Here is a 15,630-nt window from a genome sequence, read left to right as displayed (position 1 = left end):
ATTCCTCAAGCGGAAAGAGACGACGATGCCAATTTCCAAGCTTCTGCAACGCCTTGCCTTCGGGATCTGCGTGGCGTCCGGCATGTCCGTCGCAGGCCATGCCCAGAACGCCGACATGACGATCATGACCGGATCGCCGACCGGCACTTATATCCAGATCGGTCGCGACCTGAGCGGCCTGATGCAGCAATGCGGCCAGAACCTGGAGGTCGTCGAATCGGCCGGCTCGCTGGAGAATTTCCTGGCCGTGCGTCAGCGCCCCAACACCCAGTTCGGCATCGTCCAGAACGACGTGCTGGAGTACATGCAGACATTCGCAAGCGATGATCCTGCCGTGGCGCGGGCCATCGCCGGCGTTCGGATCGCCTTTCCCCTGTACGAGGAGGAAGTCCACATCCTGGCGCGCCGCGACATCGCCGACTTCGGCGGGCTGAACGGCAAGCGGGTCGCCATCGGGGTCGAGGACAGCGGCACCTATCTGACCGCGTCGCTGATGATCTCTCTGGCCGGCATCGAACCGGCCGAGGTGCTGCCCATCGCACCCGGCGATGCGCTGCCGCAGCTGGAAGCGGGCGACATCGATGCCTTCTTCTATGTCGCGGGGGCGCCGGCCGCACTGTATGCCGAAAACGAGATCGACGGAGAGCAGTTCCACCTGCTGCCGATCCAGGATGACACGCTGCAGGCGGTCTATACCCCGGCGACGCTGGCGGGCGGGACCTATGCCTTTCAGCCGGACCCGGTGGACCTGGTCGCCGTCAAGGCGGTGCTGATGACCTATGAATACGATCCGCGCGGCAACCGCTATCATCAGGCCAGCTGCCGCGGCGTGTCGGACCTTTCGTCGCTGATCCTGTCGAACATCGACACCCTGCGCTCCGACGGTCATGCAAAATGGCAGTCGGTCGACCTGACCGACATTCCGCCGGGCTGGGACATCTCGACCTGCGTGAACCGGGGGATCGACCCGGAATACGTGCCCAGTTGCACCCCCGTCGCGCCAGAGGCCGAGACGCCGACCGACAGCGAGGCCAACGCCGCCTATCGTCGCAACATCTGCGCCGTTCTGGGCTGCTGATCAGGGCGCCGTCGGCACCGCCCAGTCCGATGCCGGGCCGGGCGTACCGTCGGCGCGCAGGGCCGCGACCCGCCACCGTGCAACGGGCTGTTCGATCAGGGCTGCTGTCAGGTCGGTGTCGATCTGTTCGATCTGCTCCGACCCTTCGATGCTGAACTCCACGCGGTACTGCACCGGGTCCGGCCCCTCGGGTGCGGACCAGTACAGTTCGGACTGACCTGCCGTCAGGATGGTCTGGCGGTTCGGGGTGGGCATGCCGGGAACCTCGGCGGGGGACGCATCGGCGACATCAAGCTCGCGCAGCCGTGCAACGGCCCCCGAGATATCGGGCGCCTTGCGATACCATGCGCGGGCGCTGTTCGGATCGGCCTCGACCCCGATGCCGGTCTCGTACAGCTGACCCAGATAGTACGCCGCCCGTTCATTGCCCCATAGCGCAGCACGCTTGTACAGCGCCAGCGCCGCCGCCTGATCGACGATATCCGCCTCAAGCGCCTGCGTCAGGAGAATCTGCGCGTCCGGAGCGTTCTCCTCGACCTCCGTCACGATCGCGGCCTGCCGCGGGGTGGGCTCGGCCACGGGTTCCGGTGCGATGGGCGCGGGTGCAGGGGGCGCCGCTTCGGGTGCTTGGACAACCACCGCCGGAGTTTCCGCGGCCTGATCGACGGGCGCCCGGTCCGGGGTCAGCAGATAGCCGCCGACTGCGACAAGACCGATCACGGCCGCGCCGGCCAGGGCGGGCGTCTGCCACCGACGCGCGGGCGGCTCCTCCAGCAGCAAGGGCACATGCCCCGCGGGCGCCGTCCCGACATAGGGTTCCGGAAAAGACGGCGGTGCAGCGGGTTCTTCGATGGATGCCGCTTCATCGCGGTACCCGCCTGCAGGCAGGTCGGGCAACGGATGGGGCAGGGTCCCGGCCTGCGCCAAGTCGGACAGACATGCATGCACGAACACTTCTTCCATCCGGCCGCCTGGAGCCATGCGCTCCCGGGACAAGCAGTGCCGCACCAGGCGGTCGATCTGGCCGGGATTGCCGCCGGAGGCCTCATGGATCAGCCAAAGCCCGCCGGCATCGAACGGCTGGCGTCCCCCGTGACAGGGGCATTTCCGAATGCGGAAGCGATGAGTGATATAGGCGGCGGTCTCTGCCTGCGTCAGGGGCTGCATCCGCAGATGCCCCCCGATCCTGCGCCGCAACTCGTCATGAATTGGGGGGTCGAGCAGGGCGGCGGCCTCTCCACGTCCGACCAGCAGGACATACAGCGGCTGCGGCAAGCCCGAGGCGGCCGTGATCTCCTCCAGAAACTCCTTGGAGGGTTCGGACAACAGATGCGCATTGTCGACGATCAGGACACATTTCCGGTAGGTCGAGCGCCCTTTCTCCAGAAGCCGTGTCAGTTCCGTCAGCGGGTCAGGGGAACTGATGCCGAACGCTTTAGGCGCTTCCTGCGACAGATCCATGCCCGGACGATCCAGCGTGACCCGTCCGATCTTCATGTCACCGGAGGATTGCGCGATGAACTCCGACGTCAGGACCGTCTTCCCGATCCGGGCCGGCCCCGACAGGACCAGCAGCCCACGGTCGAACTTGGTCCAGGCCTTGATCATCGCCAGATGATCGCGATGCGCTTCGGTCAGATACAGTTGATGTCGGCCCGGTGCCGACGCGAAACTGGGGCAGGACAGTGTATCAAAGGCGTTGTCCACTGCTCTCTCCACCAAGGCACGAGGTCCAGGCATACCGCAACGAATGCCACACAATCGAAATGCTCTGTTAACCAAGGTAAACAAGAATGGCGCGAGGGTCCATCGGCCACCTGCTCAGGTCCCTTAAAAGTGCATGTCAATTGTTGGTATTGTCCGGCGGTATGACGGTGCCGTGATGAACGCCTCTGTTGAACCCTTTACAGACGCTCCGAGACAATATGTGGCATATATATTATTTAGGGGTCTTTAGTATGATCGCTTAAAATTCAGAATTTTCTAAATTACACCAGTATGGGCTTGTATTTATGGTATGACTGACAGATGCGTTAAGGATAGGGATAGAATATTCGTAAGGCAATTTTTGGAATTTTCATTATAAATCAACTTCATGTAATTTAATGGTCTTGGAGTTTTGAGAACGATATCCACTAAATAATGTACGTCTCCACGTTAATTCTTTTGGTATCTCAAAATGTCCTTCTAGGTGTAATTAGCGCAGACGGCGTTGCATCTGTTGATGCCGTGGCGCATAAGCATAATGGAAAGTCCTGCCCGGACTTTGAAGTATAGAACGGCATATTTGATTTCTTTTACCTCCATGGATGGTCAAGCCATATTCTCCAAAAGGTTGATCGAAAAATAATCTATCAACCATGTAGCGAATATTGGAGTAGAGCTTGTCGCTTTCGGCACCACTGGAGCGTTCAGGAAAACTGCAAGTATACTGAGCTTTTAAATGATCGGCAGGCCAGCGCAATCGAGACGCCCAGTACTAGGCGCTGGCGATTTCATGGCCTGTTTTATAGTGGAAAGGCCAGCCAACCCGGAAAGGCAAGTCACGATCGCCCTGGCTTTACGCCAAAGTATTCCGCTCTCCGGAGGCGCCAATACAGACGCCCCCAATCACGGCAGCCAGATTTCGATCGTGCCGTCCCGCGGGGTGGGGCGGAAGAAGGTGAAGTCTGCCACCGTCGCCCGGCCACCCCCGCCGATGAGGTCGGCGATGGTCCCGGAAACCTCGCGGTCGGCGTCCTGAAAATAGCGGATGCTCTGGCGGTCCACCGCGTAGCGGACGGGACGGGTCTCGACCTCGGCGGTGCCCAGGGCGCGCAGCAAGCGGCTGATTTCCTGCGAACGCTCGAACCCGCCACGTTCGGGATAGTGGATCACGACCCGCGCCTGCGCCAATGTCCGCGATCCGAAGGACGGTGTCGCAGCGGGGATGCCATTCCACGGCACGGGGGCTGTCGTGGCAGGGGGTTGCGTGAATACGGGTGCACCGGGAGGTGAGACGGGCACCGGCGATGGCGCAACGGGCACAGGCACAGGAACCGGCACGGGCGCCGGTGATGGCGCGACGGGCACGGGTACCGGCGCCGCGACAGGCGGGCTGGGTGGCGCGACGGCGACCGGCGTGCGGGGAGCGGGCTCCACCGGTGCCGCCCGCTCGGGTCGGGGCGCCGGGGGTGCTTCGGGCGCCGGCTGCGGTTCGGGCGCGGCAGCCTGGCCGGGCAGGGGCGGCAGGTGCCGCCAGATGTCCTGCGCAGTGGGAATGCCCCCCGTGTTGCCCTGCGCTCCCGCCTGCGCGGCGATCAGGCAGGCGGTCATGGTCAGTGCCCCAAGACGGGCTGTCAGCTGGCTGCGGCGTTGGATCATGTCACGGGCCTTTGCTGTGATGCGTGCATCCCGGCACCTTGATCAGCCACCAGGGCGTTGCACGCGTTGTGGGATGCATAACGGACCCCGCCCGCGTGTCACGTCAAGTTCCGGTTATCCCAGCTGAGCGGCAAAAAATCGCTTAATTTCAACGCTTAATTGCGGAAGGCGCCATACCTTTCCGTCTAGGTTGTTGGTCCGACCGCTGGTCCTACTGGAACAGGATGTGACGCCGTCCGTCGCGCGCGTGATGAAAATCGCATGTCACCCGGAACACGTCGGCCAACAGGTCCTGCGTCAGCACCTCGGCCGGGGGACCATCCGCCACGACGCGGCCCTGGTCAAGCACCAGCAGGCGGTCGCAGAACATGGCCGCGTGGTTCAGATCGTGCAGCGCCACGATGCTGGTCAGCCCCAGTCGGGAAACCAGCCGCAGCAGGTCCAGCTGATGCTGGATGTCCAGATGATTGGTCGGCTCGTCCAGGAACAGCTCTCGGGGCTGCTGGGCCAGGGCACGGGCGATCTGGACGCGCTGACGCTCGCCGCCCGACAGGCCCTGCCAGCTTTCATGGCGGAACGCGGTCATGTCGACCTGTTCCAGCGCCCGTTCGACCGCGATCATGTCGGCCGTCGAACATCCCGCCAGAGGCGCGCGGTGGGGTGTCCGTCCCAGCATCACGACCTCCTGGACGGTCACGTTCATTTCGGTCTGCGCGTGCTGCTGGACCAGAGCCACGCGCCGTGCCAGGTCGCGCCGGCGCATTCCGGCGATGTCCTGTCCATCCAGTGTGACCTGACCCCGATCCGGCCGCCGCAGCCCCGCCAACAGCCGCAGCAGAGAGGACTTGCCCGACCCGTTCGGCCCCAACAGCCCCAGGATCGTGCCCGGCTGAACGCGCAGCGACACGTCATGCAGGATCGCCTTGCGCCCGACGCCCCAGGACAGGTTGGTGGCTGCGATGCTCATGCCGTGGCCCTCGCGCGGTACAGGATCAATGAAAAGCATGGGACGCCCACCAGCGCGGTGACGATGCCGATGGGCAGGGTCTGCTGGGTCATCACGCTGCGCGAGACGATGTCGGCCATGACCATGAAGACCGCGCCGACCACCGCGCAGGCGGGCAGCAGACGCATGTGTCCCGGCCCGATCAGGAACCGCACCGCGTGGGGGACGACCAGCCCGACAAAGCCGATGGATCCGACCATGCTGACGATGGTCGCGGTGATCAACGCCGTCGTCGCGAACAGGACGATCCGCACCCGGCCCACCGCGATCCCCATGGACGCGGCCGCGTCGTCGCCGAAAGTGAAGGCATCCAGCGCGTGTGCATACCAGATGCAGACGACAAGCCCGATCAGCATCACCACGGCCAGCAGCTGGAACTCCGGCCAGCGCACGCCGCCAAAGCTGCCCAGCAGCCAGAACATCACGTCACGCGCCTGCTGCGCGTTGCCCGAGGTGGTGACGACATAGGCGGTCAGCGCGTTGAACAGCTGTGCGGCCGCGACCCCGGCCAGGATCGTGCGATCCGGTCCGCCGCGCCCGCCATCCGACAGCAGCGCCACAAAGGCAAAGGCCGCAAGCGCCCCGGCAAAGGCGCCGGCCGACAGCGACACGGTGCCCGCGCCGACGCCCAGGATGATCACCGCCACGGCCCCCGTCGACGCACCCGCGGACACGCCCAGCACATAGGGTTCGGCCAAGGTATTGCGCAGCAGCGATTGCAGGATCGCACCGCAGATCGCCAATCCCGCCCCGCACAGCGCCGCGACCAGCGCCCGGCTGAGACGCAGATCCCAGATCACGCTGTCCTGGATGCGGCTGATCTGCGCATCGGTCCAGCCCACGTGGTTGGTGGCCGACAGGCCGACGGTCGCCAGCGGGATCCGCATCTCTCCAATGCTGACGGCCAAGGCCACCGCGACCGTCAGGGCCGCGGTCGCGATCATCAGCAGGGCGGCGAAACCGCCCCTGCCGCGATGGGCCGAAACGCTCATTTCCCCTGCAGCGCGTCCAGCTGACGGGCCAGCTCCTCGGCGCCATAGATGGTGCGGATCGTCGGGTTCATCGCCGCGCCGTTCATGGTCAGGATGTGGCCCTGCTGCACCGCGGGCATCTGGCTGACCGAGGGGTCGCTTTCCAGGAACGCGATCTTGTTGTCGGCGCGGTCCAGGTCCCACCGGTCGCGGTCCAGCGATGCGGCGACGATATAGGTCGGATCGGCGGCGATGATGCCCTCCCATCCGACGGTCGGCCATTCCGCCTCGGTCGTGATCGCGTTGCGGCCGCCCAGCAGGTCGGCGATGAAGCCCGATGCACCGTTCTTGCCGCCCAGATAGGCGTCCTCTCCGGCAGAGGGGCTGGAGAACCAGAACAGGAAGGTCGTGTCGTCGTCGCGGTCGAACCGCGCCCGCAGGTCGGCCTCGCGCTTGCGGAAGTCGGCGATCAGCGCCTGCCCGCGATCGGCCACGTCAAAGATGCGCGACAGCTCGTCGATCTCCTGGTACAGAAGATCCATGTTCCACAGCTGATCACGGCTGCCATAAATGTCGCCGGCATCGTCGCGGGTGTTGCAGATGCCGGGCGACAGATAGCTTGGAATGCCCAGATCGGCAAAGTCCTGTCGCTTGGCGACCTTGCTGTCATCGCCCAGCAGCAGCGGCAGCTGTGCCGCCACGAAGTCTGGCTCCTTGGTCAGGATCCCTTCCAAGGTGGGCTGTTCGACAGTCAGGATCTCGACGGCGGCATTCGCCTCCTCCAGCTCGGGCAGCACCTTGGTGGGCCAGAAGGCAGACGCGGCCAACCTGTCCTGCAGCCCCAGCATCAGCAGGATCTCGGCGCTGTTCTGGCCCAAGGCCACGGCATTCTGGGGTGCCTGCTCGATGGTGATCTCAACGCCGCAGTTCTCCAGCGTCAGCGGATACTGCGTCGGTTCGGCCCACAGCGTCGTGGGCGCTGCAAGACAGGCCAAGGCCGCAAGGATGAATCGGGTGGGCTGGTGCATGGTCTGCTGCCTGATCGTGTATGACGTTGCGAGGCCGATAGCACCGCCGGATCGGGTCAGCAACGAAAATAGTCAACTTTAGCGCCCCTCAACGAGGGCGTCGCAGGATAGCGGTCTTGCGGCGACGGAAATATCAGCGTCGGCACAGGGGGTTGTGCCGACGCTGTCAACTTTAAGGCCTATCCTGCTTATGTCGCGCCGTCGCGAACGTCGACCTCGGGGCGGTCGTCGCCCGACACGTCCTCCTCGCGCCAGGTGCCCTTTTCGTCCTGATACTGGACGACTTCCGGCTCGCCGCTCAACTGCTGCCGCGCGGCGACGTCGTTGGCGGCGGCGGTCGCCTGTTCCTTCGTGGGATAGGTTTCCGAGAACACGTCGTCCAGCTTGTAGGCCCAGCCACCGTCATGCTCGACGATCTCGTACACGATCTTGGTCATTCGCTTTGTCCTTGCTTGGGCAGGCGCACGGTCACGGGTCGTCCGGTCCGCGCGATTGCCTGTTTTCGCAGCTTCTGCATCAACGGCCGGCCCGCTCGCTCCGTTCCGCGAAAACTTTCCTGGCCCTGCATGCCCGCTGGCAGGTGCGTCAGAACGCGTATTCCATCTCGATCCGGGCAGCCATGCCGCGGTCGGGGTCGGTCGCGTCGGACCCCCCGGCGAACCAGCCGATCGCCGCGTCGATTTCCAGTGCATCGGTCGGACGAAGGCCCAGGACCAGGTCCAGCGCGTCGCCCAGGTGGCTGTCCTGTCCCTGTGTTACCGATACGCGGCGATAGTGGTGATACAGCAGATCGACCGATACCGCGTCGTTTGCGGTCAGGCCGACGCCGGCGGTCGCGATGCGGATGTCGCTCAGATAGGGATCAAGCGCCTCTCCATAGTATTTCAGCTTGGCGAACCCGCCCAGACGCGCCTCGTTCGACTGCAGCCCGGTCTGGCGATAGGCACGGTCGGTGCCGTCGTCGGGGTCGCCGTCGCCGCTGCCTTGGGCAAAGGCCACCGTCACGCGCGGCTGCAGGTCGTGATCCTCCCACAGGCGGGTCGCGCCGATGTCGAACCCATATCCCTTCAGGCGGCGGTCGTCGTCCGATCCGCGCGACAGCCCCGCATCCGCCCAATAGGTCAGGCCGTCGCCCAACTCTCCCCAGGACCGCAGGCCCAGGGACAGCTGCTCTCCGGCGCCCCTCTCGCGGTCGTCTCCAAGGATGGCGAAGGCCTCGACAAAGCGGTCATCAACGGGTTCCATCTGCGCAAGCAGGCCGTAATAGGCGATGCGGTCGCCGCGCGACCCCGGCTCGAACAGGGTGCGGGGCAGCCAGCCCACGCGGCCTGCCAGCGCGTCGATGCGTACCGGGCCCGCGTCGAAGCGGGCCATGACACCGTCGATGTTCTCGTCGATCAGCCATTCGCGTTCGTCGCGGTACAGCCAGCGCCCGGCGCGAATGCGAAAGCCGTCGTCATACTGCAGATAGGCCTGATTGACGCGCGCGGTGTTGGTCGTGCTGCGCGGCTCTCCACGTTCCCAGACCCGTTCGGAGAAGACGTCGAATTCGAAGAAGCCGGACCAGGTTTCCTCTGACGCGACCTCGCCGATCAGGCGGAACAGCGGGCTGACGGCCCCCTCACGGTCCCGGTCGCCATCATCCGTCTGCCGTTCATAGGCCAGGTCCAGCTGCAGCGACCGACGGAACTCGATCGCGGGCGGGTCGGCCAGGGCCGGGACGGGAAGGGACAGGGTCGCGGCAATCAGCAGGGGGCCGATACGGTCCATGCGCAGGGTCTCTCTTGGAAATCAGGTTGGCTGGTGGCAGGTGGCGCAGGCTCTGAGGGACTGCTCGATCAGCGCGTCCGTGGTGTGCCTGCGATCATCGAAACGAAGGCTGATGCGGATGTGGCGGGCCAGCGACAGCGTGCGCATGGTTGCGATGCGCCGGGGGCAGGGCAGGGGTCGGATGCCGGCATAGCCGTCCAGGAAGGCCCGGGCCGATGCACTCAGCGCGCCGACGTCGCCCTTGCTCCGCAGGGTGTATTCGTCCAGATGCGCCAGGAAATTGCCCAGGTCCACCGCCGGGTCGCCCACCGCGTAGAGGTCCAGATCGACCAGCCAGACCTGCGCATCGGCGATCAGCACCTGGTCGAAATAGAAATCGCGGTGGATGCCGCAATGCTGGTCGTCGCGCAGCCGGCCCATCCGATCCCTGGCGGCGTGCAGGATGCGCCGCAGTTCCGCCTTTCGCGCGGGCAACAGCTCTGCCGCCTGGGTCAGGGCGCGATCCAGGACCGACAGCTCGTCCGCGTGGGTCCAGCGGCGGTCGGTGACAGGGGGAACCCCATGCAGGTGGGCCAGCGCCACGCCGGTCTGCGCCATCGCCGCGACATCCGTCGGGGTCAGGGGGCGGCCGGGCACCTCGTCCTGCAACCACATCCGCATCGTGTCGACGATGCCGCGGGCGCGCGGGACACCCGCCCCGTGCGGTGCCCGACCGTCCAGACCGGCACCGCGCAGGGCATCGTGGATGGCAGGCATGCGGCCGTCCGTTCCCTTGGCACGCAGCTTGCCCAGGATGGCCGTGGTCGCCTCGCCAGTCGGATAGCGGACCAGTGCCCTGCGGCCCGGCTTGTGGCGGAGGAGCTGGGGCCGGCTCGTGAGATCAAGCCCCGTCGCCGCCTGCAGCGCGGGCCGCGCTTGGTCTGGGTCCAGGGCGGCGTCCAGCTGCGGCATGGCGGGGTCCGCGGATGCGCCGCGCATGACCTGGGCCGCACGGTCCAAGAGGGTCCGCGCGCGCGCAGGCCAGTCGGGATGGCGGGCACGAAACCCCTCGGTCACCAGCAACATTAGGGCGCGGGCATGGTGGTGGGGCAGCGTGACGGGCCCGCCGCCATAGCCGCGCAGGACCGCGCCCGTTATGTCATCGGCCTCGACGCGCGACAGGATGCCGTCCACCACCTGCGCATCGATCCGGGCCAGGAAGCTGCCCAGATCGCGGGCCGGATCGCCGCAGCCGGCGTTGTCCCAGTCCAGGATGACGGGACCAGCGGCCCCCATCACCACCTGATCCGCGCTGAAATCGCCGTGCACCATCACCGGATCGAACGTGGCCTGGGCCAGCCGGTCGGCCAGATCGGTCGCGATGTCACGGGCTTGGACGCTCAGGTCGGCGTCCAGCGGCGCAAGATCGGCGGCGGCGGTCAGGACCGACCTTGCATCGGCCGGGGCGGTCCATGCGGCGGCGGGTCGGAACGGATCGGCATGCAGCGCGGCCAGGGCCGCGCCGATCCGCGTGCAGGTGTCCGCGTCTGGCGCGTGACCGGTCATCTGCGGGCAGACGGGGCGGCCCGGCACCCACGCGGTCATCATCGCGCGCAAGCCGCTGTCGGCCCCCAGCAGGGCGGCCTGCCCATGCGCCATGGCCGCAGTCGCGCCGACAAGCGCCTGGTCAAAGCCCGCCCCGGCCATGATCTTCAGAACTCCTCGCGGCTGACCGTCAAGGTCGAGGCGGGCCACCAGCCGTCGCCCCGGCTTGTAGCGCAGCAGGATCAGGTCGCCCGCGGCCAGATGCGGCTGCACACCGGTCACGCGCCGCAGGGCGTCCTGTCGCCGTGCAGGGTCCAGGAACCGCGCAAGGCTGCGCAGATGACGGTCCAGCCGCGCCGGGATGACGATCACGCCGCGGTCGGGCAGCATCACGACATCGGGGTTGTCGCGCCAACGGGACCGGCGGCTTTCCTCGGCATACCGGTCGGGGGCATAGGCATAGGCGGCCAGCGCCTCTCCGTCCGTGGACAGGAACGACGCGACGCAGCTGACCCCGGGTTTGTAGCGCAGATAGGCTGGCTGCAAGGCGTCACGGCCCGAGGCCGCCGCCATCGCCTGCGCGTCCAGCATCAGCGGCAGACCGACCAGCGCCGGATCTCGGTCGCAGATCGCGCGATCAGCCGGCGACAGCATGCAGCGCCCCCCCATCCTGACCACGACCCTGCAGCGCCCACAGACGGGCATAGCGTCCGCCGCGCGTCAGCAGGTCGGCATGGCTGCCCTGTTCGGCCACCCGGCCCGCCTCCAGGAACACGATGCGGTCCGCGCGGGCGGCCTGGGACAGGTCGTGGGTGATCAGCAGGCTGGTGCGGCCCTTGGCCAGGCGCCAGATCGCCTCGGACACGGTGGCCTCGTTGCTGCTGTCCAAGCCGGTCGTGGGCTCGTCCAGGACCAGCACCGGACAGCGGCGCAGGGCGGCCCGGGCGATGGCGATGCGCTGGCGCTGGCCCGCCGACAGGGTGGCGCCGCGTTCCGCGACCTGGGCGTCATAGCCGTCGGGCAGGGCCGCGATGAAGTCATGTGCGTTGGCCAGGCGGGCGGCTGCCTCGATCTCGTCCCGGGTGACGTCGCGGCCCGCGCCCAAGGCGATGTTGTCGGCCAACGTGCCGCTGAACAGGACCGTCTCCTGCGGGACAAAGCCGATCTGGCGGCGCAGGCTGGTCATCGTCACGTCGCGGATGTCCTGCCCGTCGATCAGGATGCGCCCGCCCGACGGATCGTAAAGGCGCAGAAGCAGTCCGGCCAACGTCGACTTGCCCGCCCCGGACGGCCCGGTCAGCGCCACATTCGTGCCCGCCGGAATGTCCAGCGTCAGCCCGTCCAGCGTGGGCCGACCCCCGCCATAGCCGAAGGTCAGGCCGTCGAAGGTGATCCGGCCGGCATAGGCGGGGGCGGCCACGGCATCGGTGCGGTCGCGGATTTCGGGCACCTCGTCCAGCAGCTGGACGACCCGCTCGCCCGCGGCGCTGGCCTTGGCCAGGCGGGACGCGTATTTGGCATAGCCCCGGATGGGCCGGAACGTCGCCTTGAGATAGGTGATGAAGACCAGCAGGTCGCCCGGCGTCAGCCGCCCGCGCAGCACCTGCAACGTGCCGAAATAAAGGACCAGCGCGATGGCGCAGGCGACCAGTAGGTCGACCAGCCGTTCCAGCCCCGCCGCGATGCGCTTGGCCCGCACGTCGCCCGCCATGCTGGTGCCGTTCGCGCCGGAGAAGGTGTCGGCCGCGCGATCCTCGATCGACAGGGCCTGAACCGTGCGCATGGAGGACATCGCCTCGGCCGCGGTGGCGGCCATCTGGCCCTCGACCTTGCGCTGCTTGCGGCTGGCGGCCTGGATCTTCTTTCCTGCGCGGATGGACGCGAACCACAGAACCGGCAGCGGAATCAGCGCGATCAACGCCAGCTGCCAGTCCAGCACCATCATCACGGCGACCATGCCCAGCAGGACCAACACGTTCGCGGCCAGCGGCAGGGCGGCGGTGACGGCAGTCTCCTTGAGCATGGCCACGTCGCCGATCAGGCGCATGGTCAAATCGCCCGCCTTGGACCGGGTGTGAAAGCCAAGCGACAGTCCCTGCAGGTGCCGGAACAGGTCGCCGCGGACCTGGGTCAGCACCCGGTTGCCGACGATCGCAAAGCCGATGGTCGCCAGGTACTGGAACAGCGCGCGCAGCCCGATGATGCCCACCAAGCCAACCGCGCACAGCGCCAGAAGCGTCATGGAGTCCAGCGTATCCACCGCCGCGACCCCCGATCCGCCTGTTCCCGCCGTGCCGGACGGCACCACGCGGTCGATGACGAATTTCAGCGGCCAGGGTTCCAGCAGTCGCATCAGCGTCGCGCTGACCAGCGCGGTGGTCGCCCCCGCCAGCACCGCCCGATGCGGGCGCAGATAGGGGGCAAACCGATGCAGCACGCGGCGCAGGCCCGGCAGCGATTCCGTCAGCGTCTCGGGACGCGATCGTGACATCACGCGGCCTCCTGTCCTGCGGCGCCGGCACGGGCGATGATGCGGGACACGATGCGGTCCCACCCGTGATGGGCCAGAACCTCGGCGCGGGCGCGTACGCCCATCGCGGTGGCCGCCGCGGGATCGCGGGCCAGACCCGCAAGGGCTGCGGCCAAGGCGTCCGGATCATCCGGTACCACGGTGGCGCCAAGCCGGCCCCGGTCCAGCACCTGGGCCAGATCGCCCACGTCGCTGGCCACCACGGGCAGCCCCGCAGCCATGTATTCGTAGAGCTTCAGCGGAGAGAAATAGAACGGCTGATCGCCCCGATAGGGGGCCGTGGCGACATGCATCCGTGCCAGCCAGCCGGGGATCTGGTCGGGCTGGACCGCCCCCGTCAGGTGAGCCGCATCCGACAGGGAAAGCTGGTCCAACCGGTCCAGGATCGCCGCCCGTTGCGGCCCGTCACCCACGATCAGCAGGCGCGCATCGGGAAGGGCGCCCCGTCGCAGCAGGGCAAAGGCCTCGACCAGGGTCGCGGTGTCGTGCCAAGGCTTCAGCGTGCCGACGAAGCCCACGGTGAACGGCCCATCCGGCGCAGGGCTGCCGTCGAAACGTGCCGCATCGACGCCGTTGGGGATGACCGCCACCCGGTCGGGCAGGGCACCCAGATCGCGGGCGTAATCCGCCGCCACCGCCGACACCGCCGCGACCAGACGGGCGGCCCCGAAAGCCCGGCGGGCGCTGGCTTGTGCGTCCGACTGGCGGACCATGTGGCGGTGACGGGTCTGCTCGGCGATCAGGGGGGCGTTCAGCTCCAGCGCCGACGGCACGCCGCCGCGACTGGCCCATTCCATCGCCCCATGCGCGAACAGCGCGTGGCGTTCATAGACCAGGTCGAACGGCCCCGCCTGCGTCAGCGCCGCGGCGACCGTCTCGTTCAGCGCCAACGCCCAAGCGGCACGCGCTTCCGCGTCGTCGCCACGCGGCGCGCCGGGCAGGGGGTGCAGCGCGACAGTCGCGAACTCCGCCGCGGGCGCCACCGCCAGGCACGGAGAGAACAGCGTCACCCGGTGGCCCATCGCCAGCAGCACCCGCAGCACGGATTGCACATGGATCGACGCACCCTTGGTGCCGAAGGGCGGAATGCCAGGATCGGTGGTGACATAGGCGACGTGCATCACGCGGACCTCTGCTGGGGAAGGTCGGTGCCCGCGATGGCGTCGTGCCAGATGGCGCGAAGCCGCGCGGCGTTGACGTGCTGGTCGAATTCCTGCGCGATCAACGCGCGTGCCGCGGTCGAGAACTGCTGCCGCAGGTCCGCATCGTCCAGCATCCGCGCAAGCGCCGTGGCCAGCGCCTGGGGGTCGCCTTCCGGGACGCAGAACCCGGTCTGCCCGTCGCGGACCAGTTCCGGGATGCCGGTGACGGCAGTCGAGACGCAGGGCGTTCCCAGGGCCATCGCCTCCAGCAGGACGGTGGGCAGGCCGTCGCGGTTGCCGTCGTGGCCCACCACGCAGGGGCAGGCGAAGACGGCAGCCTGGCGCATCATCGAGATCACCTCGGATTGCGGACGCGGGCCCGCCAGGGTGACCGCATCGCCCAGGTCGGCGGCGGCGATCTGGGCCACCAGATAGGACGCCTCGTCCCCGCCGCCCACGATGGTGCAGCGCACGCTGCGCCCCTGGTCGCGCAGCAGGCGCACGGCCTCGATCAGGATGTGGAACCCCTTCTTCTCGACCAGGCGTCCGACCGCCAGGATGTCGGTCGCATCGGGTGCGGGGTTCTGATGGGCGAAACGGTCCAGGTCCAGGCCGTTGTAGATGCGGCTGACATTGGTCGCGTCCTGGCCGAAGCGCTGTTCCAGATAGCCGACATTGTAATCCGACACGGTGACGACATGGGCCGCGTCGCGCAGCTTCTCGTCCAGGCGGATGTTCTCCTCGTAGTCGAAATAGATGTCCTTGGCATGCGCCGTGAAGGTATAGCCGATCCCCGCCAGCTGTGCCGCCAGCCGCGCCACCGTCGTGGACACGGTGCCGAAATGCGCGTGCAGATGCGCCACCCCGCGTTCGCGGCAGGCCAGCGCCAGCTCCAGCGCCTGCGCGACATCCTGGCCGCTGCTGTTCTTCATCTGGCCCAGCAGGGTCCATGACGCCGCGGGCAGCCCGGCCCGGGCGCGCATCATCAGCCGCCAGAACGCGTCCGGGTTCTTCAGCCGTTCGGTCAGTCGGGTGACGGGCGCGCGGACCTTGCCCAGGTTGTCCTGAAAGTGCGTCTCCTCGACCGGGCGCAGCGAGAAGATCTCGATCGGCTGGCCCGCGGCCTCGTGCGCCAGGATCTCGTTGACGATGAACGTCTCGGAATAGCGGGGATAGCGCTTCAGGACATAGCCGATCTTGGGTGCGGACATGGGAGGA

The 15,630-nt window shown here is 67.2% G+C and carries 12 protein-coding genes; 1 reads left to right on the top strand and 11 read right to left on the bottom strand.

Going from position 1 to position 15,630, the window contains the following annotated elements:
- Nucleotides 1–25: 25 nt before the first annotated feature.
- Complete coding sequence (locus tag EOJ32_RS12540) at nucleotides 26–1,078, top strand: TAXI family TRAP transporter solute-binding subunit (protein ID WP_127898787.1); 1,053 nt, start codon at nucleotides 26–28, stop codon at nucleotides 1,076–1,078.
- Here EOJ32_RS12540 and EOJ32_RS12535 read toward each other — a convergent pair whose 3' ends face one another.
- The 11 genes from EOJ32_RS12535 to EOJ32_RS12480 form a co-directional block, all read right to left on the bottom strand.
- Nucleotides 1,079–2,785, bottom strand: coding sequence for an AAA family ATPase (locus tag EOJ32_RS12535; RefSeq protein ID WP_164871440.1), 1,707 nt, complete (start codon nucleotides 2,783–2,785; stop codon nucleotides 1,079–1,081). It abuts the gene before it with no gap.
- A gap of 903 nt (nucleotides 2,786–3,688) precedes the next feature.
- Nucleotides 3,689–3,955 carry a hypothetical protein gene (locus EOJ32_RS12530; protein ID WP_127898785.1) on the bottom strand — a complete coding sequence of 89 codons (267 nt, stop codon included), beginning with the start codon at nucleotides 3,953–3,955 and terminating at the stop codon, nucleotides 3,689–3,691.
- A 697-nt stretch (nucleotides 3,956–4,652) separates the two neighbouring features.
- On the bottom strand, nucleotides 4,653–5,408 hold the full coding sequence (locus tag EOJ32_RS12520) for an ABC transporter ATP-binding protein (RefSeq protein ID WP_127898783.1): 756 nt from the start codon (nucleotides 5,406–5,408) through the stop codon (nucleotides 4,653–4,655).
- The gene (locus tag EOJ32_RS12515; RefSeq protein WP_127898782.1) at nucleotides 5,405–6,439 is read right to left on the bottom strand and encodes an iron ABC transporter permease; all 1,035 of its coding nucleotides are present in this window, start codon (nucleotides 6,437–6,439) and stop codon (nucleotides 5,405–5,407) included. Before EOJ32_RS12515 ends, EOJ32_RS12520 begins: the two co-directional genes overlap by 4 nt.
- The gene (locus EOJ32_RS12510; RefSeq protein ID WP_127898781.1) at nucleotides 6,436–7,446 is read right to left on the bottom strand and encodes an ABC transporter substrate-binding protein; all 1,011 of its coding nucleotides are present in this window, start codon (nucleotides 7,444–7,446) and stop codon (nucleotides 6,436–6,438) included. Before EOJ32_RS12510 ends, EOJ32_RS12515 begins: the two co-directional genes overlap by 4 nt.
- Before the next feature lie 188 nt (nucleotides 7,447–7,634).
- Nucleotides 7,635–7,883: a DUF2188 domain-containing protein gene (locus EOJ32_RS12505; RefSeq protein ID WP_127898780.1), complete on the bottom strand. Its 249-nt coding sequence runs from the start codon at nucleotides 7,881–7,883 to the stop codon at nucleotides 7,635–7,637.
- A 148-nt stretch (nucleotides 7,884–8,031) separates the two neighbouring features.
- A complete protein-coding gene (locus tag EOJ32_RS12500) occupies nucleotides 8,032–9,216 on the bottom strand; it encodes an alginate export family protein (protein WP_127898779.1) in 1,185 nt (394 codons plus the stop codon).
- 21 nt (nucleotides 9,217–9,237) lie between these two features.
- Nucleotides 9,238–11,394, bottom strand: a complete 2,157-nt coding sequence (locus tag EOJ32_RS12495) for an aminoglycoside phosphotransferase family protein (RefSeq protein WP_127898778.1) — start codon at nucleotides 11,392–11,394, stop codon at nucleotides 9,238–9,240.
- On the bottom strand, nucleotides 11,378–13,231 hold the full coding sequence (locus EOJ32_RS12490) for an ABC transporter ATP-binding protein (protein ID WP_127898777.1): 1,854 nt from the start codon (nucleotides 13,229–13,231) through the stop codon (nucleotides 11,378–11,380). Before EOJ32_RS12490 ends, EOJ32_RS12495 begins: the two co-directional genes overlap by 17 nt.
- Nucleotides 13,231–14,391: a glycosyltransferase family 4 protein gene (locus EOJ32_RS12485; RefSeq protein WP_127898776.1), complete on the bottom strand. Its 1,161-nt coding sequence runs from the start codon at nucleotides 14,389–14,391 to the stop codon at nucleotides 13,231–13,233. The genes EOJ32_RS12490 and EOJ32_RS12485 overlap by 1 nt, the downstream gene beginning before the upstream one ends.
- Nucleotides 14,391–15,623 (bottom strand): glycosyltransferase family 4 protein, encoded by a 1,233-nt coding sequence (locus tag EOJ32_RS12480; RefSeq protein ID WP_127898775.1) that lies wholly within the window; start codon nucleotides 15,621–15,623, stop codon nucleotides 14,391–14,393. Before EOJ32_RS12480 ends, EOJ32_RS12485 begins: the two co-directional genes overlap by 1 nt.
- Nucleotides 15,624–15,630 lie beyond the last annotated feature (7 nt).

Origin of the sequence: Paracoccus sp. Arc7-R13 (assembly GCF_004010775.1) — a bacterium.
Lineage (GTDB): Bacteria > Pseudomonadota > Alphaproteobacteria > Rhodobacterales > Rhodobacteraceae > Paracoccus > Paracoccus marcusii.
This window is presented reverse-complemented; position numbering and strand designations above follow the sequence as displayed.